The 24,263-nt window shown below is 60.5% G+C and carries 21 protein-coding genes and 3 pseudogenes; 21 read left to right on the forward strand and 3 right to left on the reverse strand.

Annotation, left to right across the window (positions count from 1 at the left end):
* From A7Q26_RS15280 to A7Q26_RS15330, 12 genes are all read left to right on the forward strand, one after another.
* The coding region (locus tag A7Q26_RS15280) for a type IV secretion system protein (protein WP_332308773.1) at positions 1-274 on the forward strand (274 nt) is incomplete at its 5' end.
* Between the two features lie 2 nt (positions 275-276).
* Positions 277-582: a hypothetical protein gene (locus A7Q26_RS15285; protein ID WP_006949657.1), complete on the forward strand. Its 306-nt coding sequence runs from the start codon at positions 277-279 to the stop codon at positions 580-582.
* A 43-nt stretch (positions 583-625) separates the two neighbouring features.
* Positions 626-1,642 carry a type IV secretion system protein gene (locus tag A7Q26_RS15290; RefSeq protein WP_004213214.1) on the forward strand — a complete coding sequence of 339 codons (1,017 nt, stop codon included), beginning with the start codon at positions 626-628 and terminating at the stop codon, positions 1,640-1,642.
* A 10-nt stretch (positions 1,643-1,652) separates the two neighbouring features.
* On the forward strand, positions 1,653-1,973 hold the full coding sequence (locus A7Q26_RS24700) for a hypothetical protein (protein WP_004213216.1): 321 nt from the start codon (positions 1,653-1,655) through the stop codon (positions 1,971-1,973).
* 9 nt (positions 1,974-1,982) lie between these two features.
* On the forward strand, positions 1,983-2,666 hold the full coding sequence (locus A7Q26_RS15295; protein ID WP_004213217.1) for a virB8 family protein: 684 nt from the start codon (positions 1,983-1,985) through the stop codon (positions 2,664-2,666).
* Positions 2,663-3,505, forward strand: coding sequence for a TrbG/VirB9 family P-type conjugative transfer protein (locus tag A7Q26_RS15300; protein ID WP_004213222.1), 843 nt, complete (start codon positions 2,663-2,665; stop codon positions 3,503-3,505). The genes A7Q26_RS15295 and A7Q26_RS15300 overlap by 4 nt, the downstream gene beginning before the upstream one ends.
* Position 3,506: 1 nt before the next feature.
* Positions 3,507-4,775: a type IV secretion system protein VirB10 gene (gene virB10, locus A7Q26_RS15305; RefSeq protein ID WP_004213224.1), complete on the forward strand. Its 1,269-nt coding sequence runs from the start codon at positions 3,507-3,509 to the stop codon at positions 4,773-4,775.
* Positions 4,772-5,764, forward strand: coding sequence for a P-type DNA transfer ATPase VirB11 (gene virB11, locus A7Q26_RS15310; protein WP_004213226.1), 993 nt, complete (start codon positions 4,772-4,774; stop codon positions 5,762-5,764). Before virB10 ends, virB11 begins: the two co-directional genes overlap by 4 nt.
* Positions 5,742-7,658, forward strand: coding sequence for a type IV secretory system conjugative DNA transfer family protein (locus A7Q26_RS15315; protein ID WP_004213227.1), 1,917 nt, complete (start codon positions 5,742-5,744; stop codon positions 7,656-7,658). The genes virB11 and A7Q26_RS15315 overlap by 23 nt, the downstream gene beginning before the upstream one ends.
* Positions 7,648-8,826, forward strand: a complete 1,179-nt coding sequence (locus A7Q26_RS15320) for an LPD7 domain-containing protein (RefSeq protein WP_004213228.1) — start codon at positions 7,648-7,650, stop codon at positions 8,824-8,826. Before A7Q26_RS15315 ends, A7Q26_RS15320 begins: the two co-directional genes overlap by 11 nt.
* Before the next feature lie 39 nt (positions 8,827-8,865).
* Positions 8,866-9,315 carry a hypothetical protein gene (locus A7Q26_RS15325; RefSeq protein ID WP_004213229.1) on the forward strand — a complete coding sequence of 150 codons (450 nt, stop codon included), beginning with the start codon at positions 8,866-8,868 and terminating at the stop codon, positions 9,313-9,315.
* A 59-nt stretch (positions 9,316-9,374) separates the two neighbouring features.
* A complete protein-coding gene (locus tag A7Q26_RS15330) occupies positions 9,375-9,605 on the forward strand; it encodes a hypothetical protein (RefSeq protein WP_004213230.1) in 231 nt (76 codons plus the stop codon).
* 59 nt (positions 9,606-9,664) lie between these two features.
* Here the strand turns inward: A7Q26_RS15330 and A7Q26_RS15335 are convergent.
* Positions 9,665-11,749 (reverse strand): annotated as a pseudogene (locus A7Q26_RS15335) (Tn3 family transposase); the annotation flags it as partial.
* A 175-nt stretch (positions 11,750-11,924) separates the two neighbouring features.
* On the opposite strand from A7Q26_RS15335, the gene istA reads away from it, so the two are divergent.
* On the forward strand, positions 11,925-13,448 hold the full coding sequence (gene istA / locus A7Q26_RS15340) for an IS21 family transposase (protein ID WP_081628012.1): 1,524 nt from the start codon (positions 11,925-11,927) through the stop codon (positions 13,446-13,448).
* Positions 13,445-14,290: an IS21-like element helper ATPase IstB gene (gene istB, locus A7Q26_RS15345; RefSeq protein ID WP_006949666.1), complete on the forward strand. Its 846-nt coding sequence runs from the start codon at positions 13,445-13,447 to the stop codon at positions 14,288-14,290. The genes istA and istB overlap by 4 nt, the downstream gene beginning before the upstream one ends.
* Before the next feature lie 54 nt (positions 14,291-14,344).
* On the opposite strand, the gene A7Q26_RS15350 is transcribed toward istB, so the two are convergent.
* Positions 14,345-14,839, reverse strand: coding sequence for a TetR family transcriptional regulator (locus A7Q26_RS15350; protein WP_006949668.1), 495 nt, complete (start codon positions 14,837-14,839; stop codon positions 14,345-14,347).
* A 433-nt stretch (positions 14,840-15,272) separates the two neighbouring features.
* On the opposite strand from A7Q26_RS15350, the gene A7Q26_RS15355 reads away from it, so the two are divergent.
* From A7Q26_RS15355 to A7Q26_RS25965, 7 genes and pseudogenes are all read left to right on the forward strand, one after another.
* Entirely contained in the window at positions 15,273-15,881 is a 609-nt protein-coding gene (locus A7Q26_RS15355; RefSeq protein ID WP_006949670.1) for a TonB-dependent receptor plug domain-containing protein, read from the forward strand.
* 80 nt (positions 15,882-15,961) lie between these two features.
* Positions 15,962-18,097, forward strand: a complete 2,136-nt coding sequence (locus tag A7Q26_RS15360; RefSeq protein WP_066861366.1) for a TonB-dependent receptor — start codon at positions 15,962-15,964, stop codon at positions 18,095-18,097.
* Positions 18,098-18,459: 362 nt separating this feature from the next.
* Positions 18,460-19,923 carry a phosphotransferase gene (locus A7Q26_RS15365; RefSeq protein WP_010408992.1) on the forward strand — a complete coding sequence of 488 codons (1,464 nt, stop codon included), beginning with the start codon at positions 18,460-18,462 and terminating at the stop codon, positions 19,921-19,923.
* Between the two features lie 48 nt (positions 19,924-19,971).
* Positions 19,972-20,778 (forward strand): SDR family oxidoreductase, encoded by an 807-nt coding sequence (locus A7Q26_RS15370; RefSeq protein WP_006949676.1) that lies wholly within the window; start codon positions 19,972-19,974, stop codon positions 20,776-20,778.
* Complete coding sequence (locus A7Q26_RS15375) at positions 20,775-21,581, forward strand: enoyl-CoA hydratase/isomerase family protein (protein ID WP_006949678.1); 807 nt, start codon at positions 20,775-20,777, stop codon at positions 21,579-21,581. Before A7Q26_RS15370 ends, A7Q26_RS15375 begins: the two co-directional genes overlap by 4 nt.
* A gap of 186 nt (positions 21,582-21,767) precedes the next feature.
* Entirely contained in the window at positions 21,768-23,519 is a 1,752-nt protein-coding gene (locus A7Q26_RS15380) for an LVIVD repeat-containing protein (protein WP_066861370.1), read from the forward strand.
* A 312-nt stretch (positions 23,520-23,831) separates the two neighbouring features.
* A pseudogene (locus A7Q26_RS25965) lies at positions 23,832-24,011 on the forward strand (2-(1,2-epoxy-1,2-dihydrophenyl)acetyl-CoA isomerase); the annotation flags it as partial.
* A gap of 107 nt (positions 24,012-24,118) precedes the next feature.
* On the opposite strand, the pseudogene A7Q26_RS25970 reads toward A7Q26_RS25965, so the two are convergent.
* Positions 24,119-24,263: pseudogene (locus A7Q26_RS25970) on the reverse strand (IS6 family transposase); the annotation flags it as partial.

Consider the following 24,263-nt stretch of genomic DNA (forward strand, 5'->3'; position numbering starts at 1 on the left):
GCCCCCTCCCGCAAACGCCCCCACATCGCGCGGTGAGGGTCTGGAAGAGCTGCGCAATCGACTTGCGACCGCATCAACAGCCAAGGAAGTTGCTGACCTTCAAGCGCGCATCCAGCTCGAAAGCGCGTCGATGATGAACGACCAGCTCCGCGTCGAAGCGTTGGAGCGAGCGCGCAGAGCGGAGGCCGCGGCGCACACGGCCGAAGCTTTTGCGGACAGGTCGCGCAAACGCGATGAGCAGCGTGCGCGAGCGCGGGCGGCAGCTGGAATTTGACCATGAAGAAAATGGTCCTTCTTGCGATCAGCGCAGCCGGCTTGCTCGCCGGCTGCGAACGCGCGCCCACATTTCCCGAGATTTTAATGACCTATCATGACGTTGATTGGCTCAAAACTCATGAAGATCAGATTCCGGTGATCGTCGCTGAGTGCGACAAGATCGTGAACAGCGAACTCAAACAGTCGGACCTCCCCATGCCAGTGGCTCGCAATTGCGGAGGCATAAAGAACAAAATCGCCTCCATTGAAAGGTCGCGGAAACGTGATGAGCAGCGTGCGCGAGCACGGAAGGCAGCTGGAATGTAAGGCTGTAATAACAGCTTGAATTATATCTAATCGGAGCGGTCTGGTGGAATACGATCTATTTACGAATGCCTATCAGGGCTTCACCAACGAACTCAATTCGGTAGTTGTGTCCAACTATGCTGGGTTTGTTGGGTGGATCGCTGGACCGCTCCGCACTGGCATGATCATTTACATAATCCTGCTAGGCTACGCGATTATGCGCGGGGCCGTGCAATACCCCTTCCGCGAATATGTCTATCGCTCGCTTATGCTGGCCGCGCTCTATTATGCTGTGACAAACCTCTATGGAGCATCGCTCGCACAGATGATCGTGACCGGCCTGCCGCATGAGTTTGCCTCGATCGTAGGCGGCTCACCGGACGGCGTTGGTGGGTCTTTCGATGGGATGTGGGCGCGGGTCGATGATGCACTGCTCGCGATGCAGGATGCGACCGAGAAATACGCAGAGGAACACGCCTCACTGACTGATATTCCCGGCGCTGCGGCCGCAATTATGCTGTGTATCGGTGCCACTATCATCATTCTTTTGACAGCGATCGCGGCTCTGTTCGCACTGGCTGTCGGCTTTGTGATCGTGCTCTATGCGCTGTTTGCGCTCGCCTGTCTGGCGGTGGTCGGGCCGATCTTCGTAGCAGCGCTGCTGTTTGATTCCACCAGAAGCTACTTCTTCTCATGGCTCGGCAGCGTCCTCAACTTTCTGATGTTGTCGCTATTTGCGATGCTTCTTGTGCTCGTTGTGGCCAATGTCGCTGAATCGGCAACAGCAACATTCGATGGCGATTTTGACAACATCTGGAGCACCTGTATCCGGATCATCGCGTTCTACATTCTCGCCTGCTTTTTCTTCATCCAAATCCCCGGAATAGCTGCCTCACTTGGCGGCGGCGCGGCTGCAATGGTGACGCAGTTCGGCAACGCGGTGACGAAGGGTGGCGGGGCAGTTGCAACGGGCGCAGGGCACGCGGCCAGCGATGCCCGCGCCATGGGGGCCAGCATGGGGCGGGGCTTCTCGTCGGCGGTTCGCCGTTGGCGCAACCGAAACACAATCACCAGAGCTTGAGGGAACGAATATGCGCAAGTTGCTTGGACTCGGAATCTGCCTGGCGCTGGCGGCCTGCGCAGGTCAGCCCGTCAAAAAGCCAGCCAAATGTGAGGGGCCGATGCGGCCTGCAAATCCGCATGGGCTTACCCTCCCCACAATCCCGGATCAGGCCGCACAGCGAACCGCGCCGGCAAATGTGGACGTGTTCAATCAGGGTGCACCGGCAACGCCGGACGCGGCCCCGGCAGACCCCTCCACTCCGGGCAATGAACAGTCGGACGCATCGCGGGCGGTCGAAGTGCCGCGTCTAAGCGCCTCGCTGCGCGGCCCGATCTACTCGAATTGCTGAGGTGTTACGATGGCAGTTGGTATTCCAAAGGACGAGCTGAAAGCCTATTTTGAAGAGGCTGCAAGCTGGGAACGTGACAAGCTTGCGGCGGCCGAGCGCTCCAAAAAGCTGGCGTGGGTCGTCGCTGGCGTTGCTGGCGCCCTGGCGACTGCTGGCGTTGTGGCCGTTGCAGCCCTGACGCCTCTAAAAACGGTCGAGCCATATGTTATCACGGTGGACCGTAACACGGGCGAGGCGTCGATCGCCGCCAAGCTCCACGGTGACGCGACGATCACCTATGACGAGGCGGTCCGTAAGTATTTCCTCGCTACCTATGTCCGCTATCGCGAAGGCTGGATAGCGGCCGCTCGCGAAGAATATTTCGATGCGGTCATGGTCATGTCGGCGCGGCCCGAACAGGATCGGTGGTCACGCTTCTACAAGACCGACAATCCCCAAAGTCCGCAAAACATCCTTGCGAACCGCACTGATGTTTTTGTCGAAATCAAGCGGGTGTCGTTCCTGGGCGGCAACGTCGCGCAGGTCTATTTCACTAAGGAATCTGTGACCGGCTCGAACTCGACCAAAACCGATGCCGTCGCGACCATCAAATACAAGGTCGATGGCACGCCGAGCAAGGAAGTGGACCGCTTCAAGAATCCGCTTGGCTATCAGGTCGAGAGCTATCGCGCTGACGTGGAGGTGCCCCAATGACCGTGTTGAAGTGGAGCGCCCCGTTTGCGCTCGCGATCGCGCTAGCTGCGTCGCCGGCGATGGCCGAAGAAACGCCTCATGCGACGGTGCTCGATCACCGGGTTCGTGAAGCGAACTACAATGATCGGCAAGTCTATGAGATTCCGGGTGTATTCCGCATCGCCACGGAAATCGTCTTCGCCAAGGATGAAGTAGTCGAGCATGTGGCGTTGGGCGATACCGTGTCTTGGGAAGTCGCACCGGCTGCCAATTCGCTTTTCATCAAACCGCGCGAGCGCGCGGGTCGCACGAACCTGACAGTCATAACCCGTTCACGCTACGGCCCGCGCAGCTACCGCTTCGCTCTGTCGCCAACGCAGCGCGGCAGCGGCTTCTATACGGTCGTTTTCCGCTATCCTGAACAGGAAGCGGCCGAGGCGCAGGCGCAAGCCGCAATGGCCCAGCTGGCCCAGCTGAAAGCCTTGGAACGCGGCGCGGTGAAGTCCGCGCTCGATATTGGCGTGCTGGAAGGCACACGCAACGCCGATTACATCATGCAAGGATCGACGGCCATCCAGCCCTCCGAAGTGTCTGACAATGGACAGTTCACCGTGATGCGCTTCCCCAACCAGCGTGAATTGCCGGCGTTCTTCGTCGTCAATCCTGATGGATCGGAAGCCATCGCCTCCTTCGATGTGCGCGATGAATATGTGGTGCTGCACGGGGTTTACAGGACAATCCGGCTGCGCCGGGGCCTCGAAGTGCTCTGCATCCACAATCAGAAAACCGACTATTACGGGCGCGATCCCAAAACTGACACGGCCTCTGGCCTAGTCGAGCGAACCACGGGGGTTCAATAAAATGGCTGCGAACGATCATGACAACGCGCCGCATGGCGACAACATCATCTCGCAGGGCGAGACGGTCGAAAACCGGCCCCTCGCGTCTGAGCCGGTGCCCGATCCCGAAGATATTGAGCGGCAAAGCGAGCGCCAGGCGAAGATTGCCGCTCTGCCGAACAGGTCGATCGACCCCAAAAAGGCGGTCGTTCTCGCGGCGGTTGCCTGCGGCGCGATCGTTCTCGGTTTCAGCACAATCGACGCGATGCGGAGCGATCCAACCGAAAAGGCCGAGAAAGCGGAAAAGCCGGATGAAAGGCAGCTCGCCAACTACGATCCCAAGTCGATCATAGCGCCCACGCTTGCCGATGCGCCAAATGATCCGAACGCGCCGGTGCCCATGACGGAAGTGCCGGCGCTTGATGGAAGCCAAGCGCCCCGCACGGGCGGCGCGAATGGCCGCCCCCAAAAGTCTGAGGGGCAAGTCATCGCTGAGGCCCAACGCCGCGCCGGGATCATGGCTTATGGTGGCGAAAACGGCGGCGGGGTCGGTGGAGCGGTGGCAGCTGCCACCGGCCTGCCCATGGGCGGCGGCACAGGAGCACAGGGCGCGCAGTTGATTGGTGCGTCGGCCGATGGTGATGGGCAAGGTGGATCGCGCCGGACAAATCTCGAAAACATGCGCCAAACCTCGCAAATTGATCGGGTGTCAGGCCGCGACATTGGCAACCGCGATATGCTGATCCTCGCAGGGTCGTTCATTCCGTGCGTGCTGCAAACGGCGATGGATTCCAGTCAGCCCGGATATGTCAGCTGCATCATTCCCCGCGACATTTATTCGGACAACGGCCGCGTCGTCCTGCTGGAAAAGGGAACGCGCGTCTTGGGCGAATATCAAACCGGCGTCCAGCGCGGCAAATATCGTCTCTTTGCGGTATGGAACCGCGCGGTTACGCCTCGCGGCGTGGCGATCGACGTAGGTTCGCCCGCCAGCGACGCGCTTGGCCGTTCAGGTATGGCAGGCGGCGTGAAGAACTTCTTTTGGGAACGCTTCGGGGCCGCGCTGTTGTTCAGCTCGCTCAACGATGCCGCCTCGATCGCCGCCTCGGAAGTCTCCGACGCCGATAATGTCACGCGGGTTCCCAGCCAAGCGTCGGACACGATCTTGCGGGACACGATGCAGATTCAGCCGGTGCTTCGCATCAATCAGGGCGCGGAAGTGGGGATTATGGTCGCTCGCGACTTCGATTTCTCCAACATCTACGGCCTGCGGCTGAGGCGCGGCCAGTGAGCAATACGGCTGTCCTCGAAAACGCCCTGCTGCCGCTGCGTCCTCTTCTTGCGCGTGAGGACGTAACGGAGCTGGTGATTAACAAGGCTGGCGAAGCGGCGATTGAAACGCGCAATGGATGGTCCTGGGAGACATTGCCTGACCTCAATGAAAAGTCGCTGCTCGCGCTCGCGCGGGCAGCGGCGGCTTTCACGCATCAGGACATAAGCCAGTCCACGCCGATCTGCTCCACAATCCTCCCCAGCGGTGAGCGCGTGCAGCTGGTTGTGCCGCCTGCTGTCCCTGCCGGCACCGTGTCCATCACCATCCGCAAACCGTCATCGGTGACGTTGACGATGGAGGACTTCGAGCGCGGTGGGCTGTTTAGCGAGACAAAGATCGCAACTAGGCAAGTCTCGCCGCTCGATGTTGAATTGCGCGATCTGCTCGACGCAGGAAAGCACGTCGAATTTTTCCAAAAGGCGGTCCAAGGCCGCAAGAATATCCTGATTTCGGGCGCTACCGGCTCGGGAAAGACGACGCTCTCTAAAGGGCTGATCCAGCTCATTCCGCCGCATGAGCGGCTGCTGACGATCGAAGACACGCGCGAATTGGTCGTTCCGCATCGCAACGTGGTCCACATGCTCTACGCGAAGGACAAGCAGGGCACCGCGAAAATCTCTGCAAAGGATCTTCTGGAATCGGCCCTGCGTATGCGGCCTGACCGGATACTGTTGCAGGAGCTGCGCGACGGCACCGCGTTCTTCTATCTCCGCAACGTCAACTCAGGCCATCCCGGCTCGATCACGACGATCCATGCGGACTCGGCCGAACTCGCGTTCGAACAGCTGACATTGCTGGTCAAGGAAAGCGAGGGCGGCGCCGATCTGGCCCGTGACGACATTCGCAGCCTGCTCAAGCTGCTGGTTGATGTGGTCGTGCAGACCAAGAAGGTCGAAGGCCGCTTTCGCGTGACGGAGATATATTTTGATCCAGAAAACAGGCTCTAACAGGCTCGCACTGGCCCTCGTCCTCCTTCCGATCACGCTCCTGCTGATCGGCCTGCTGACCGGCACGGTGGCGTGGTTCTTCCTTAAGATGCCCGCCGCGGCTTATGATCCGCTCACGCTCCCCGGCTTCTTCTGGTATTACCGGCATGATCCTGTCGTGACCGAAGCGCTTTGGCGAGGCGCGGTCATAGGCGTGCCGTTGCCGGTGTTGCTCATGGCGATCGTCCTGCGGCCGAAAAAGAACCTTCACGGTGAAGCTCGTTTCGCGCGCGAAGGTGAAATCCGCAAGGCGGGCCTTCGCGCGAAAAAGGGCATTGTGCTCGGCCGCTTCCGCAATGGCTTTTTCCGCAACGGCTTTCTCATGGTGGGTAAGATGGAGCATGTATTGCTCGAAGCCCCTACCGGATCGGGCAAGGGCGTCGGCATCGTCATTCCCAATCTGTTGCAATGGCCGGATTCGGTTGTCGTGCTCGATATTAAGCGTGAGAACTACGAAATCACGGCGGGTTTCCGCCGCAAAGGCGGCCAAAAGGTTGTCCTGTTCAACCCTACGGACAGGGAAGGCCGCACGGCCCGCTACAACCCGCTCAGCTACATCAACAGGTCCGACCCGATTGAGGTTCTGGTCGAATTGCAGAAGATCGCCACGATGCTCTTCGTGCCTCCGGAAAAGGGCGAGGCGTTCTGGACGGAATCAGCCCGCACGGCATTTGTCGGCATTGCATCGTGGATCGCGGCCAAGCCTGAACGTCCCTTCTCGTTTGGCGAGATCTACCGGACCATCACGATGCCAGGGATGAAGGCATTCTTCGCCAAGGAAGCCGGCGATGGTGCGCTATCGGAAGGGTGCCGCGCTGCGTTGAGCGATTTTACGTCCAGCGCTGACAACACATTCACCGGCATTATCCAGACCGTCACCTCCAAGCTCAATCTCTGGATCAATCCGATTGTCGATCGCGCGACTGCCGAAAGCGACTTTTCCCTGACGGACCTTCGCCGCATCCCGACCTCGATCTATCTCGGCGTTTCGCCGGATGAACTCGATAGGGTCGCGCCGCTCTACAATCTGTTTTTCCAACAGCTGATCGACCTCAACACGCGGCAACTGCCCGACGATAGCGAAAAGCTGTCCGTGCTGCTCATTCTGGACGAATTTGCGCGGCTCGGCCGCGCCCAGGTCATTGCAAATGCGTTCTCCTATGTGCGCGGCTATGGGCTTCGTCTGCTTCCCGTCATCCAGTCACGCTCCCAGCTGCGAAATGTCTATGGGGAGCATGGCGCGGACGAAATCGTATCAAACTGCGGGGTCGAAATTGCCTTCACGCCCAAGGAACTGCGGGTCGCAAAGGAACTGTCCGAACGCCTCGGTTATCTCGGTCAGGATGCGGAAAGCCGGTCCCTGACGATACATGGATTGCTCGCCAATCGAAGCAAGACAATCTCCGAACAGCGGCGCGCACTGATGCTCCCTCAAGAGCTGATGCAGCTGCCCGAAGACGATATTCTCGTCATCCGGGGCGGTATCCCCGTCATTCGCGGGAAGAAAATTCGCTACTTCAAGGATGCCGTGTTCCGCTCGCGCTTGACGCCTGCGCCGAAAGTGCCGGCGCTGCCCAAGCCGATCGCCCCGATCGCGACCATCGATGATCTGAGCGATGAAGAGCTGGCGGCTTTCAACGATTATTCCGCACTGGCCGATGACCAGGTGCAGGACATTCCCGAAGACGTTCTCGCCCTCGATCGCGACATGCCGAACCTGACAGTGAAGGACGGCAGCATGGCTTTCGATGAAATCGACTTCGACGACATTATTGGTCCCGACCCGACAAAAGAGGAGTGGGAAGGCCAGCGCCGGGATCTAGTTCTAAGTGAAGGAGAAGAATATGGCCGATGATGACACAAGCCAGCGCGGTGCATCTGAGCCACGCCCTTTCGAAGTTCGCGGCGGACCGGGGAACAGCAAACAGTCGTTCGCTACTCTTCCCGATGCGATGCAGGCTTACGTCAAGGCGGACAATGGCGATCATTCGCTGACGATGCAGAAAGGTGGCAAAACTGCTTGGCTAGCATCCACGGACTGGCAGAACGATGGCTCAACGCCGGTGGGGCAATACTTAAGCCCTGCTATTAGGGACTATCATAGCGCCGTAAAACGCGGGGCGCCTGCCGCTGAATTGGAGCCCCGCGAGCGCGCCGCGCTGGCCGATGTTGAGGCTTGGCCTCGGACGGTAAAGCGCGAAGCGGCACCATCGGCCCCGGCCGACAAGGCGCTGAATATTGTTGAGGGCGAACGGTCGAAGGCGGAAAAATCAGAGCCTGCGCCCTCCCGCGCCGACGCTCCGTCGAAGACGGCGAACCAAGACAAGAAGGTCGAGGATACAACCTTGGCCCTTCCGGCGCAGATCGAACGCAAATATCTGCGCGTAGGCGACGATCTGTTTCGGAGCGGCCGCGATGAAAAGCCCGATATGTCGATCAAGGGACAAGATGGCATTCGGATCAACAAGGACCATGCGATTGGCGATGCGGTCGCCATTGCGAAGCATAATGGCTGGCAGTCGATCCGTGTTCATGGCAGCGATGATTTCAAGAAGGCGGTCTATCTGGAAGCCGCCCGCGCCGGTGTCGCCGTCAAAGACTTCGAGCCTTCTCCCCAGCTGAAGCTTGAGGGAGAAAGACTGGCGGCGCGTGACAAGGCGCGCGAAGCTCAAGACCCTACGAAAAGAGCGAGCATGGCAAAGCAAGACCCTACCGAGTCTCGCGCAGCGGCCGAGCAATTCCGCCGTAACTCCCACCGCGAGAATGCGACCGATCCGCAATTCAAGGCCGCGCAGTCGCACGTCCTGGCGGCCTCAATCGAAGCTAAAACGCGCTTTCCCAAAAAGGAGGATCAGGCGCGCTACATCGAGAACGCGAAGGAAACGGTGGCCAAGCGGATTGAGAACGGCGGACCGATTCCTGCGGCCCGTTTCGAGCAACAGCGCCAGAACGAGGCTACCCGCATAGCGCGCGAGGATTTGACGCTTCGCCAGCAGGAGCGGAAGCCGTCCCGCTCGCGCTAAGTGCATGGCACATGCCTTTTGGAAACAGGAAACCGCACGATGAACATTCCCCGGTCTGATCCGGTGCCATCGAGAGGCGTGTCCGATCTCGATCGTCACATTGAAACCTTGCTTCGCGTGATTCATTCCAGAAACCTCGCTTGGTCTGATCTAAGCGAAGTGGGTAAACAGGTGGAACGCCCTCTGACGGACGTTGAGCAATTGCTTACAAATGTGGGCGACGACGCCCATGAAATCACCCTTGCTACCGAGACGATCATAACAGCTCTCAAGCTGCAACGTGATGCGCTCGCGATCCAAAGCTCTCGCCGTAGAACACGCTTCGGCTCGATGCTTCTGCTCTTGATCCCCGTGTTCTTCGTAGGTTTGATGATTGGCACATCATACGGGATAGATGAAGGTCGGGCGCGGGAGCGTGAAGCCTTAAAGTATCCGGTCCTACCCCAGCTGTCCGTAGATCGTGACAGGCTCAAAACTGACGGAAGGTAGAGCGGTGGCAGCTGCCACCGCTTGCGATCTCTTGATGGGCTATGGCTTCATGAGGCACGATGAAGAAATCTGACAGGGCAAAGAAACATACCGCCAAGGTAATCGAGGCGGCTGCACGCGCCCATGAAGCTCTCGACTATTTCAGCGGCAACGTCACAAATCCGTTCGATGAGCTAACATGGCCCAGCATTGCCGAAGGTTATCTTCTAGTCGCGCAGAAGGCGGTATCAGACGCCTTGGTCGCTTTGGAACGTGCAAACAGCGTTGGTTGGACCAAGCACGGCAAGTAGGCGTCACCTCAAGGTTTGTTCGCCAGACAACGATTTCTCGGACATAAGCGGAACATGGGCTACGCTACACGCTTCAACCGCGCCATTGGCTCGTTGAGTGGGTGGAATTCACCTGCTGGAAGTCGCCTGGCCTGCTCCCAGAGGTAATCGCCGGTCAGACTGATGTGCGCCCAGCCCATCGGAGAAAGGTGCGCAAGCAGTGCCGCATCGAACGTCGTGCCGACAGCGTTGAGGTGCTGGGCGGCCCGGTCGAGATAGACCGTGTTCCAGTAGGAAATCGCCGCAATCAGCAGGTTCAGCCCAGATGCGCGAAATTCCTGATTTTCCAGCGAGCGATCGGTGAACCGACCCTGCCGGTTGGTATAGATGGCGGCGGCAAGCGTGTGCCTCGCCTCGCCTTTGTTGAGACCGGCCTGACAGGCACGTCGCAGTTCCGGTTGTTCAAGCCAATCGAGCGTGAACAAAGTGCGCTCGATACGGCCCAGTTCAGCCAATGCAAAATCCAGCCTGTTCTGGCGTTTGTAGGCGGCAAGTTTTCGCAAGATTACTGACGGCGCCACCGTGCCATCCTTGATTGAGGCGACAATCCTGACGATGTCATCCCAATCGGCCTCGATCGCTGCCGTTTTGATGGTGCGGCCCATCAGATTTTCGATGCCCTTGTATGTCGATGGCGCAGCGACCGAACCCAGCTTGCGGTCGCCAATATCGCGCAGCCGGGGCGCGAAGCGGAACCCGAGTAGGTGGCAGAGTGCGAAAACATGATCGGTGGCGCCGCCGGTATCGGTATAGTGCTCATGCAACGGAAGGTTGCCGGCGCCCAGGACAAGCCCGTCGAGCACGTAAGGCGCTTCACCTGCCGTCGCGGACATGATCCGTGATCCGAATGATGCGAAGTGATCGGAAAGGTGAGAATAGATTTTCACGCCAGGTTCGGCGCCATATTTGGCATTGACGTCCGCCGCCCCTGAACGGCTCCGCCCCGACCGGAAGAACTGGCCATCGGACGACGAACTGGTGCCAGCGCCCCAATGCCGCGCGAAGGGTAATTCGTGATGGGCTGAGATGATCATGGCCAGCGCGGCCTGATAGTTCTCGGGTGAAAGATACCAGTTGTGGGTCCATGCGAGTTGGGCATAGCTGACGCCTTCGCTGGCATTGGCCATCCGCTCCAGCCCGAGGTTGGTGCCATCAGCCAGAATTGCGGCGAGTACCGTGCTGGGGTTGTCGTGCTCCTTGCCTGAGCGCAGGTCACGGAATGCGTTCAAAAAACCAGTGCGTTCGGCGACTTCAAGCAGCAGCTCGGTGATGCGCACGCGGGGAAGCAGGGTATCGAGCTTGCGATCGAGGGCTTCAGCTTCCGGTGGGGTGACAGGCGGCATTTGCTGAAGCTTGAGCCGGTCTCGTTCGAGCGACACTCCCTCAAGCTTGTTTGTTTTCAACTGCTTGGCAAATCGGCGCAGCCGCCAGTCAAGATTTCGTGCCCGGTCAGCGAGGTAGGATGCAGCATTTGAATCGAACGGAAGCACATCCGCCACTTTGGCGGCGTCGCGCCGACCCAGCAAATAGGCATCGAAGCGCTGATAGTTGCGGGTTCCCTCGATCCATACATCACCGGCGCGCAAACGATCACGCAAGGTTGCCATGATCGCAATTTCATAACGTCGGCGGTCGATACGGCCGCTTTCGGTGATGAGACGCTTCCACTGCCGATTGGGGAATGGCAGTGGAACGCCATCGGGAAGGTCGCGCGACTTTCGTGTGTTCGCATCGCGAATGACATCGATGGCTTTGATCAGTGCCGTCCCTGTTCCAGACGCCTTGAAGGTGAAGGCGTCCAGAAATGCCGGGCTGAAACGCCGTAGCGTGGCGTAACGCTCGGTTGCCGTTACCAGTGCGTCCTCGCCGGCAAGATCAGCAAGGGCATCTACTTGGGCCTTTGCCGCAACAAGCCGGTGCCAGCCCACCGCTTCGTCAATCAATTCGAGCGGATCGCCGCCATTCTGGACAGCCTCATCAAGTGCTGTAATCGTGGCGCCAAACAGCCGCATGAGTTGCCCCACCGACTGAATACTATCTTGGTAGCGACGCTCGCGCCCACGCCGCGCGCGCGTGAACATGCCGCCGATAAGTCGGTCAAACATGCACAGCGACATCGCAGTTGAAGGGTCAGCGACATCGTAGATGACGTGTGGGGGGAAGCGGAGGCCGGGCGTAGCCCGGACGTAGCTTCCCCCCACACGGGCGCGGGTTTCCCCGTGCCGTTGGCGGCGACAGCGGTCAGGATGGTCCGATCTTCAACGCCAAGAAGAGGATCGGATGCCTGGCCGTCCCATCACCGACCAACAGCAGAGGTACTACATGTCCCTTCGTCAAAAACACCCGCAAAAAGCGGCCGCCGCCATGGCGGGCTTTTCCACCAGCACGGGCTACCGGACAGAGAAAGATCCCCGGTCGCCATCGGAGCGTCGCCGGGAGCGACGTCATGGCGGCGGCAGGCCAGATCCGCTCGCCGAACTGTGGGATAAAGAAATCGTGCCTTTGCTCGAGAGCACGCCGGGCCTGAAGCCCATCTCTATTCTTGGGGAGCTGGAGCAACGCCACCCCGGTCTCGATCTAACACCAGCCCGCAGGACCCTGGAACGCCGGATACGGCTATGGAAGGCCGAGTATGGACCAGAGCGTGAGGTCATCTTCCGGCAGGACCATCCGCCAGGCCGACAGGGCATGTCGGATTTCTTTGACGCCCGCGATCTGAAGGTCACCATCTCCGGCAATCCGAGCCCGCACCTGATCTATCACTTCGCGCTGGTCTATTCCGGGTGGGAGCATGCCGAGGTCGTGCTGGGAGGAGAAAGCTTCACGGCGCTGGCCTGCGGCCTTCAGAATGCGCTGTGGCAGCTTGGCGGCGTGCCGCACGAGCATCGCACCGATAGCCTCTCCGCGGCGTTCGCCAACCTGGAGCAAGATGCCCAGGAAGATCTGCGGACCCGCTATGCCGCCCTGTGCGCCGATTACCAGATGGAGCCCACCCGCAACAATCGCGGGGTCGCCCATGAGAATGGGTCCATAGAAAGCCGTCATGGTCACCTTAAGGATCGGCTCGATCAGGCACTCCAGTTGCGCGGGACACGTGACTTCGCCTCCATCGAGGACTGGCGCACGTTCCTCGCCCAGATCGTGGGCCGCCACAATGCCCGGCGGCGCGATGCCTTGCGCATCGAAGCTGAGCACCTGCGCCCGTTACCTTCACGCCGCAGCTGCGATTATGATGAAGCTACGGTGCTCGTCACCTCATCGGGCGGCTTCGTGCTGCGCAAGGTCTTCTACACCGTGCCTTCCCGGCTCATCGGCCATAGCCTGCGAGCCAGGATCTTCGATGACCGGATCGACCTTTATCTGGCCGGGCAGCCCATCGAGACCCTGCCACGCGGGAGGGCGCCCGATCGCGGACGGGGCGGTCATGACCACGTAGTCAATTATCGGCACGTGATCCACAGCCTGCGTACCAAGCCCCACGCGCTGGCAAACCTTGTCTATCGCGACAAGCTCTTCCCTCGCAGCGAATATCGCCGCTGCTGGGATGCTCTGGAGGGTGCGCTTCCCAAAGCCGCCGCATGCCGCAGCATGGTGGGGCTGCTGTGGCTTGCGCATGACCAGGCCTGCGAGGCTGAGCTCGCCGCGACCCTGACCGGCATACTCGATGGCCAGGGTTTACCCGATCTGAGGGATCTGCAGGAGCGCTTCCAACGCCCCGGCAAAGAGCCGGCCGATGTGGTCGTCGATATTCCCCAGCCTGACACATACGACGATCTGCTCACCGCCAGGGAGATGGCCGCATGAGCATCACTGTCGACACCGCCCAGCTGCCCATGTTGCTTGGCACGCTGCGTCTGCCCACCATTGCCCGTCTCTGGCCGGACTTCTGTTCACGAGCGGACAAGGAGGGGTGGCCGGCTTCGCGCCTGCTGGCAGCCTTGGCCGAACTGGAACTCGCCGAACGCGAACAACGCCGGATCCAGCGCCATCTTACAGAAGCACGGCTGCCTCCCGGCAAGACCCTGGATGCCTTCGACTTCAGCCTCGTTCCCACCTTGAGCAAGGCCCAGGTCATGGCTCTGACCCAAGGAGATGCCTGGCTCAAGGCGGGCCACAATCTTCTGGCATTTGGTCCGCCCGGTGCCGGCAAGAGCCACGCCGCAGCCGCCATCGGCAACGAGCTCGTCGCGCGCGGATACCGGGTCTTCTTCACCCGAACCACCGATCTCGTCCAGCGTTTGCAGGCCGCACGTCAGTCCCTGACCTTGACCCAGGAGATCGCCAGGCTCGACCGCTTCGACCTGCTCATCCTCGATGACCTGTCCTACGTCCGCAAGGACCAGGCAGAGACCAGCGTCCTGTTCGAACTCATCTCTGCCAGATACGAAAGGCGCTCCATCATGATCACCGCCAACCAACCATTCAGCGGTTGGGATTCCATTTTTTTGGATAAGGCAATGACTGTCGCTGCCATCGACAGGCTCGTTCACCACGCCACTATCCTGGAAATGAACGTCGAGAGCTATCGCAGGCGATCCGCCCTGGCCTCAGCGACATCGCTCCGCGACAGTGCTCCTGATCCAGCGACATCGCCCAGCGACATCGAAACCATGCCAGCGACATCGCTGCGCGACAACGCCTCTTGATCCAGGCCAACCTCGTGTGACACTATCCCCAACGTCACCGCTGACACATCACCATCAATGTCGCTGACCAGTCACCGACGATGTCGCGCTACACGCATCCACGCTTTCGCCATGGCGGATTGCCAGATCGCGCCAGAACGCCGTTTCAGCGAACATTTCCTCGCGCAGCGCCTCTTCGATAGCGGTCTGACCGCTGGCGACGGCCTCGTTCTCCAGTTCCTGCAAAAGTGCCATCACCATACGGCCGGTGCTCAACCGATCCTGCAACAGCGACGTGAACACGTGATCAAGCTCGGCCCACCTCGGGGCACCCTCTTCCTGTAAAGCGGCCTGCGACTGCCGCCAGCGGCTAGATACCGCGATAGCCTTGAACGCGATCTGCGCGATGAGCCGCTCGCGATTGCCGATGTGGTAATTGATTGCCGACGGGCTCATTCCTGTCTTTCGCGCCAGACTTCGTGCGCTGAGCGCTGCCAGACCGCTCTCTTCGGCAAGGTCATACGCGGCCTCACTCATCCGCTCTGCCTGGGGCGAGGCTTCATCGGACATATATCGCAAGCGACTCAAACCTGACACCCTTCTGTACAGCCGTTCGAATTAAGCTCCGCCCGAATTCGGCTGGCTTTCCCAATCTAGATAGAGCCTCACCACACCGTTGCCAAGTTTGCTCCCTGAGCAGGACGGCATCGCGCATATCGCTTCGCCGACGGCGCATCCGCACAGGATACCCACGAGCGTTTCTCCGGCTGTCATAGAAGATTCACACGATACACCTACCTGTACAGCCGTTCGATTCGGGCAGGGGGTCCTATGAAGTATTCACACATCCATCGATGGGCGGGGTCCCGGCGTATGCCGCAACGGCCTGTCGTCTCCGACTAGGCCCCTCATTGTCCTGAGCGACGCGAGATCCACCCCCGATCCGGGCGGTGGCCGATGTCGCTCGCCCTCTTCTGACATACATGTTCCAAGGACTGATTTCATGGCCAGCTCATCGCAGCACAAGTTCCGCCGCGTTCATCTGCTATCCTCCGCCTTCGCTTCCCTGACGATCGCGGCTCCCCCGGCTTACGCCGCCGACGATCCTGTCGAGGCAGGTGGCGACATCATCGTCACGGCCCAGAAACGCGACCAGCGGCTGATCGATGTTCCATCGGCAGTCAGCGTCCTGTCTCCAGAGGCACTGCGCGAAGCGGGCGTCAAGGACTTGGTGGACGCGTCCCGCCTGACGCCGGGCGTGGTCGTTTCACCGCAATTCGTCGGAGGTCGCACCATCCAGACATTCACCATCCGCGGGATCGGATATGACGATTTTCGCCCTAACGGGAATCCCTCCGCAGCGGTGAGCGTCGACGGGGTCTATCAAGGTTCGGCCGCCCTCGTCGGAGGGCAAATGTTCGATGTCAGTCGCATCGAGATACTCAAGGGACCGCAAGGCACGCTCTATGGCCAGACCACCACTGCCGGTGCGGTCAACATCATCTCCAATCAGCCCGGCAATACACTTCAGGGGAACGCTCGTGTCGAGTATGGTCGCTTCAATTCCTGGCGCGCGGAAGCCGTGTATGGAAACACTGGGAGGATGATATGAATTTTTGGGGTGTGTCGAGCGGCGCGTTTATACTTTTCTCATGTGCGCTGGCAGCGTCTGGTGCAGGGGCTCAGACTCCCGTGGCTGCGGGTGCCGGCGCAACCGAGCCCGGGTCGGCCGCGTCAGAGCCTCAGGCCCCGCCGTCGAGTGGCGGCAATGACGGCTCCGACATCGTCGTGACCGCGCTGAGGCGCAGCGTCAGCGTTCAGGATATTCCCGCTTCGATCACCGCCGTGAGTGGCGACACCCTTCTCAGCCGGGGCGTCACTGATACCATAGCCCTGGCCAATGTGATTCCTGGATTGGTGTTCGTCCCCAACTTCGGCAACACCATTGTGACTATCCGCGGCGTCGGCTCGACCTCTGTGGCTGGTTCGTCCGAACCGACGGTCGCGATCTATTCGGATGGCGCCTATTTGCCCCGGCCTTTCATGGGAACCCTGCGCGCGGTCGACCTCGATCGCGTCGAAGTCCTGCGCGGGCCGCAAGGGACTCTCTATGGCCGCAATGCTACGGGCGGTGCGGTCAACTTCATCTCCGCTAGCCCAACCAAGACGTGGACGGGGCGCATCGACGCTATTGTAGGAGGCCGCAATCAGGTCGGTATAAGCGGGTTTGTCTCAGGGCCACTCTCCGATGGCGTGCAGATCAGGCTCAGCGGCGGACGTGAGAAGCAGGATGGCCCGGTCGAAAACATCCTCAGGCCCCTTAACGTGGTGGAGCGTAATGGCGGCGGAACGGACGCCAAATATGGCCGTGTCGCGCTGCGCCTGACACCTACGTCTAGCCTGACGGTGGACCTGTCGCTCCGCTATGATGAGGACAATGCGGCCAAGATCGACCAGAGCCCGGTTGGGCCGATCAGCCTCGGGGTCGAAGGGGTGGATTGGACGAATGAGCCTTGGAAGACGATCTCGAATCGCCCGCACAGTGCGGTAAACAAGCTGCTCATCGGCCAGGCAGGCGTGACGTGGGAGGCGTCCGATGCGATCACCGTCAAGTCTCTGACGAACTATATCCTTGGGAAGATGCGGACCGCCAACGAAGGCGATGGCACCGCATTTCCCTACTTATATACGGCGATTTGGCCGCGTCGATCCGAATCGATAAGCCAGGAGTTCAACCTGTTCGGAAATTTCGATAAATTTAATTTCATCCTCGGGGCCTTCTATTACCACGAGGAATATAAGAGTCTTCTAGATTACATCTTCGAGAATCCGGATCCGGCGGCGGTCCTGACGCAAAATCTTGGCCAGCAAGCCAAAGTGGACAATTTTGCGGCATACTTCGACGCGACCTATTCGTTCACGGACGCCTTGAGGCTGAATGTGGGTATGCGCCTCAATTACGACAAGAATGAGTATGAGTCGATTTCGGGCCTTGAACCCCTCATCCCTACGGTAGCAGTCGCGGGCGGCACCATCAAAAAAACCAAGTTGCTCCCAAAGGTTGCCCTTCAATATGATTTCACGCCAGAAATCCAGAGCTACATCCAGTGGAGCCGCGGCTACAAGGGCGGCGGCGGCAACCTGCCGGCAAGCGATGGCTCCGCGCCGGCTTTTGGACCGGAGACGCTCGATTCCTACGAGCTTGGCGTGAAGTCCCGCCTGCTCAACGGCAAACTGACTGCTAACTTCGCGGCCTTCTACTATGACTATTCGGGCCTGCAGGTCGAAAAGTCGGTTCCCCCGAACGGCGTCCTCACGGACAATGCGCAAGCGAAGGCGTATGGCGCCGAACTTGAGATCCGATACAGCCCAGTCCCCGACCTCACCTTCACCCTTGCGCCCACATACGTGCACACGGAGTTCACGGAGTTCACCTCGACGGAGCCGCTGACGCTCGTCCCCTACGATCTCGCTGGAAAGACGTTGAATTTCGCGCCGAAGTGGACCGTTAACGCGAGTGCATCCAAGCGTTTCGATCTTGGCGGAGAACTGTTGAACGAGCTAGAACTCACCGCAAGTGCGCGGCACAATTCGACCGTCGTCTTCTCCTACTTCAACCTCGACGCCCTTGACCGACAACGGCCTTACACCGTGGTTGACCTAAACGCGACGATCTCCGATGTGGACAGGAAAACCACGCTGTCGCTGTTCGTCAACAATTTGGGCAACAAGGCATACAAGACTCTTACGGGTAATTTCGGGTTTGGATATATCGGTCACTGGGGTGCCCCCAGGACGTGGGGCGCGCGCCTCAGCCGCTCCTTCTGATCCGAGCGAGCGCCATGCGGGCAGGGTCGTTCGGATGAGCGATCCTGCAAGCTCAAATCAGTTAGATGTTTGATCGCGGGGTTTGATGGTAAAACACCCACAGAGGTGGGTCGGGAAATTTGACCAGCGGGATGAGTGGGTCGCCGGCCTGACGACAGCCATGGTGGTGGCGGCACAGGAGGCCAGATGAGTAAGCGACCCCGCCGGAATCGCCGTCTGGCGTTCAAGGCGAGGGTTGCATCGTCGCCCGCAGGTACGCGCGCGACCTGGAAGATTACCTCGGACGCCCCTTTTCGCGGTGAAGCGGCGCGCGCAACCCGTATCTGTCCCAGTATATTCAGTTTAGCATCAAGGATCCTCATATGCATCGCTCGGGCATCGAACTCATCAACCTGTACTGGGAAGAAGTCTGGAACAACGGGAACCTGGAACTGATCCGCGAAATCTGTGCGAGTCCTATCGTCCGGCACGACGCTAATGAGGTTACGAGCCTCACGCACGATCAGCAGATCGCGCGCGTCGCGGCGCAGCGGACAAGGCTTCCCTTCTTCACCCATGAGGTGCTGGTCGCCGACGAGCATCATGTCTGCTCAGTCTGGAACATGACGATCCGGGAGGGGGGTGAGCGGGAGCTCTGCGGCATTGAGGTGTTCCGGGTGGAGGAAGGGCGCCTGTCGCACTGCTGGAATTCCGGCTACATTCCCGGCCTGTGGGGTCGCGACGGTGCGGAGCGGGAGGCGCGCGAGCCCGCCATCCTGCCGTCGCTGAGCAGTATCGATACCGACTGGATCCAGGATATCTTAACCTCTGTCGACAAGAGCACCCCGCGCGTTGGAGTGCTCCAGTCGGTGGATCGTATCGGCAACGGCACGCTGAGCGAGACTGCTCGCGTCGTCCTGCATTACAATGCCGACCCCGAAAACTATCCCACCACGCTTTTCTGCAAGTTCAACCGGTCAACCCCCGAGATCGACGCTGCGAACAAGCGGGTGGGCTTCTATGAGCGTGAGATCAACACCTACAGCTTCCTGCGCGACCATCCGGACATCTCGGCGCCGAAGGTATATTTCGCCGCGACCAATCCCGACACGGGCGCCACCAACATCGTCCTCGAAGATCTCTCGACGCGAACCACGCCAGGCGACCAGGTCAGGGGCGCTTCGGTCGAGGAAGCGGACGCGGTGGTACGGGCGCTGTCACACCTCCACGCCAAGTTCCTCGGAACGGAGCCGAGTGACTGGCTGTTCGATCGCCAGCCCCGTGCGGCAATGTTTCATGATTCGTACCGGATAGGCGCCGCAGCGCTCAAGGAATTCCTCGGCAGCGCCGTTGACGCCTGCGATTACGAGCTGATCGACAGGTTCGAGCAGCTTTATCTTGATTGGGTGAACCTGCCCGTCGGCACCAAGACGGTGCTGCACGGCGACCCGCGCGTCGACAACATCTTGTTCGAGGCGGGCCCGTCCGGGATCAAGGCGTGGCTCATCGATTGGGGGATGACCGGGGTCGGGAGCCCGCAGTTCGATTTGGCCTACTTCCTGACGGGCAGCGTGCCCGTCGACATGCGGCGCCAGCACGATCGACGCTGGATCGCGGAGCATGCAGCTGAACTCGCCAAGGCTTCCCCGGCCTACGATCTCGCATCGGCGGAAATGATGTTCCGCGCTCAGGCCGTGGCGCAGCTTGCTGCAACCGTGCCGGCCGCGCGTACCGTCGAGCGCTCGGCACGCGGTGTCGAGCTTCTGACCACCCTCGTTCAGCGCAACTGCGCCGCCGTTCGCGACTGGGATGCCTTCGGCGCCATACGCTCGCTTTCTACAATGTGACGGGGGTCGCGGCCCCTAGCTGGCTAACTACGCCGAAAAGGAAACATCATGGATCTGTTTCGTAAGGGCGCCTTCAAGGGCAAGACCGTTTTCGTCGCTGGCGGATCCACGGGCATCAACCTCGGCATCGCCGAACGCTTCGGCGAGATGGGCGCCAACGTCGCGGTCATCAGCCGCAATGAGGAGCGGATTGCTGTCGCGGCTGAGCGCGTGAAGGCGACGGGCGCCGACGCCATCGGCGTGGTTGCCGACGTTCGCGACTTCGACGCCGTTTCGCGTGCGTTCGCTGCAACTACCGAGAAGTGGGGCGAGATCAACGTGGTCATCTCTGGCGCCGCAGGCAATTTCCTTTCGCCCGCGACCGGGCTGTCGGCCAACGCCTTCCGTACGGTGGTCGAGATTGACCTGCTCGGCACGTTCAACGTGCTCCGAGCCTCGTTCGACCATCTTCGCAAGCCTGGTGCGTCTGTGATCTCGATCACGGCCGGCCAAGCCAAGCGCCCGGTCATGTTCCAGGCGCATGCGAGCGCGGCCAAGGCGGGCATCAACAATCTCACTGGGACGTTGGCGATGGAGTGGGGCCCGGCCGGCATCCGCGTCAACGCCATCTCGCCTGGCCCGATCGGAGACACCGAGGGGATGGCCCGGCTTGCTCCGTCGGACGAGGCCACCGCCAAGTTGAAGAGCCGTCTTGCCTTGCGGGACTACGGCACAAAGCGCGACATCGCGGATGCCGCGCTGTTCCTTTCGAGCGACAATGCCCGCTACATCACTGGGGTGGTGCTCGAGGTCGATGGTGGCCTCCTGCTCGGCGACGCCTCGGCGGACGCCCTTACCCTTCCGGACCGTCGATGATGACGCTTGAGATCGATCGGCGCGGCGCGGTCGATTGGGTGACGTTTAACCGCCCCGATCGGCTGAATGCTCTCAGTCCCGAGCTTGTCGAGGCGCTACACGAGTACTTCGACAGCCTGTCCCGCGATACCGACACCCGTGTGGTGCTGCTGCGGGGGGCAGGACGCGCCTTCTGCGCGGGTCTCGACCTCGGAGCGACGGGCGGCGGCGATCTCGACGCCACCGCGCACCTCGCAATCCAGCGGAGGGTCTCGGAAATCGTCCTGAAGATGCGGTATTGCCCCCAAGCGATCGTCAGTCTGGTCCATGGTCCCGCCTGCGGCGGCGGCTTCGCCATGGCGCTCGCATCGGACATCCGCATCGCCGGAGCCAGTGCGCGGATGAACGCGGCATTCGTCCGGATCGGCCTTTCGGCATGCGACATCGGCGTTTCATACTTCCTCCCCCGTCTCGTCGGGGCGAGTCTCGCCGCCGAACTGATGATGACGGGGGATTTCATCCATGCCGAACGAGCCTTGCAGCTGGGTCTAGTAAGCCGCGTGGTGGCTGACGAGGACTTGGAAGTCGCCGCGGAGCCGCTCCTTGACGCGATGCTGACGACGTCACCCCTCGGTCTCAGGCTGACGAAGGAATGCCTTCGGATGTCAATTGATGCGCCGAGCCTCGAGGCGGCAATCGCGATGGAGGACCGCAATCAGGTCATTGCAGGCAGCGCGCCTGAGTTTCAGGAGGGAGTCGCCGCGTTTTTCGAGAAGCGCCGTCCAGCTTATGCGGCCGAGCTCGTGAAGCGGACCAAGCGGTGAGCGCCGCAGCCGGGACAACATCTTCGGAAGGCGCGGCCGGAAGCAGCGTCGTCTCAGCGACCGGCTTCATTTCGACGATATCAGCGACGCCCGGGCGAACGCAACGGGCTACGAATTCCTCTGTGTCGCACGATGTGTTGTGGCAAGATTGAGGACGCACCAAGCAACCAAGCAAAGGAGAGAAAGATGTTGCGGATGTTAAGCGAAGCGCATGGGAATGTTGTTCTTGCCGATGATTTGCCCGCCAAACCGGTCGGCGTCATGAAGCCGGGCATGGTCGAGATCGGGGCGGCGACGCACGATAGAGCATCGCGGCGTTCACCGACGATCCGCACCACAGAGGCTCTTTCGCGCCTGACTGCGGTGACAGCCACCAAGATTCGGAGGCTCGCGGTCGTTGCCCCGCTCGGCCTAGCCTGTCTGTGTAGCGGATGGCCGGCGTCTTCCCAGGTCGTCATTGGTCCCGGCGATCGCCCCGAAACCGGGCTTCAGGGCCAAACCACGATCGAAGACGTGGTGAGCGGCCGGTCCAAACTTCCTTATCATGCTGGCGTTCGCCTCGTCGGTCGCACGGACATCTGGAACCGCGGCGGCAATTTGCAGCTCTCATGGGTCGATCAATGTGCCTATGTATCCACCTTCAAGCAGGCAGGCCCGATAACCGCCAACAGCCGATCTGCCTTGTTCCTCCGCGAGCCAGCGGGCGTCGCGGTTATCGACGTAAGGGACCCCCGGGCTCCAAAGCCCGTGCGCTTGCTGCGGGACCGGGGCTCGATCGATGCGGTAGAGACGATGCACGCGATTGCGGCACCAGGTCGCAAAGTTCTCGTCGCCGGCGCCTACTCGGGAGGAATTGCTGGCCGGGGCGAGGAGGACGCAGCTTGGCTCAGCATCTACGATGCCTCGAACTGCCTGAATCCCAAATTGCAGAGCGAGTTCAAGTGGCCCGCCAACATCCACATGGTGACAATCTCTCCCAACGGTCGTCGCGTCTACGGTACAGAAGTCGTGCCCGGACTCGGTTCGGGGAAGGGTGGCCTGCATGTGCTCGACATCAGCGACATGAAGCGCCCCCGCTATCTCGGCCGCTTCGGCGTCACGCGACCCAATGGATTGACGGCTGGGTTCACGCCACATGAAGTGTCGATCAGCCATGATGAGCGGCGGATCTACGCGGCTGTCCTCGCCTCCGAAACCGGGGACGTGCCTGTGGGGGCGTCTATCCTCGCCTCCGACGGGGACGTGCCTGTGGAGAACGGCAGCGTCTACATTCTCGATAACAGCGACATCGTCGATGGGCGCTCTCAACCGAAGATGAGGCTCGTCGGCGAAGCCAAGCAAGGCGGTTTTCATTCTGTCGTGCCCGCGTCGATCAACGGAGTTCCACACCTGGTGGGTGCGGCCGAACTGGGCGCCTGTCCTGGAACATGGCCGCGGATCATCAATATCGCGGACGAGAAGAATCCAAAGATCGTCGGCGAGTTCAAGCTGCAAATGAATATCAAGGAGAACTGCGACGCGATACGATTTACTCCTCGGAAGGAGGATCCCTATGCGAGCTTCATCCCAATCCCAGACATCACCGCGCGCCTCGGCGCGGTTGGCTCGCATTTCAACGATGTCGACGATGCAAGGAACACGAGGCTTGGTCTGTTCCCCTTCTTCGCTGGCGGAGTGAGGATCGTTGATTTGCGCGATCCTACAAAGCCGGTTGAAGTCGGCTACTATAAGCCGGGTGCGAATCCCGATACCCCGCTAAGTGGCAACGGGCTAAACTGGACAGGGTTGAACGACCAGGTAACCGACGGGTGTATGTCGCATGTACGCTATGTTCCCGAGTCCGGGCACATCTGGTTCGCCTGCGTCACGACCGGTTTCCACGTTGTCGAACTGAATCCGGACCTTCGCGCTCGCCTCGGCTTCCCGACCGTGAAGTGATAACCTGTGTCGGCCGCTGGCGGCTCGGCTTGAGGGCTGTCGGCGGGGGGTAGATGACGGAGCCCCTTTCGTCGCGGCGAGGCGCAAAACAGTGCGGGAGGCTTGTTCGCGCTCGCCGCGATCATGGCTGGGCGCGTTCTCCGCCTCCCGCCGCACATTGCTGGACCGAGCAACTTGAGCGACCGATCAGGCAATGAGCCAAGGGTCGCTCCAAGGGAGAAGAACATGCGTTACGAACACATCACGCTGGAATGCATCGAAGGCGTGGCGACGATCACGATTAATCGTCCCGAAGTGCTGAACGCGCTGTCCATGCAGACCCTCGACGAGATGATGGATGCGCTGGACAGCGTTGCGGCAATGGGCGCGCGCACGCTGCTGCTGCGTGGGGCGGGGCGCGCCTTCTGCTCGGGCGCCGATCTCAGCGGCGGCGTTCAAGAGGATCCTGAACGCATTGATCGGGGACGTGCGCTTGAAACCGGCTTCAACCCTTTGCTCGAGAGTATGGTGCGTTTGCCGATCCCAATCGTCTCGGCGGTGAGCGGGGCTCTGTTGCAAAGATTGGCGGCAGTCAGAGGTAGGCTGTCGCTCTGCGCCGATCAGGCGGCTGCTGCGAAATGGTGGTTGAGCATGCCCATGGCCTCCGTCAGCGCCGAGGGCCCAATGCCAAAAGCTCTCTCCACAAGGCGCACCTCGCCCCTGATGCCGGGCTGCAGGCACCAGGGGCGAGCCTGTCCTTTGCGC

It is taken from the genome of Sphingobium sp. TCM1 (genome assembly GCF_001650725.1).
Lineage (GTDB): Bacteria > Pseudomonadota > Alphaproteobacteria > Sphingomonadales > Sphingomonadaceae > Sphingobium.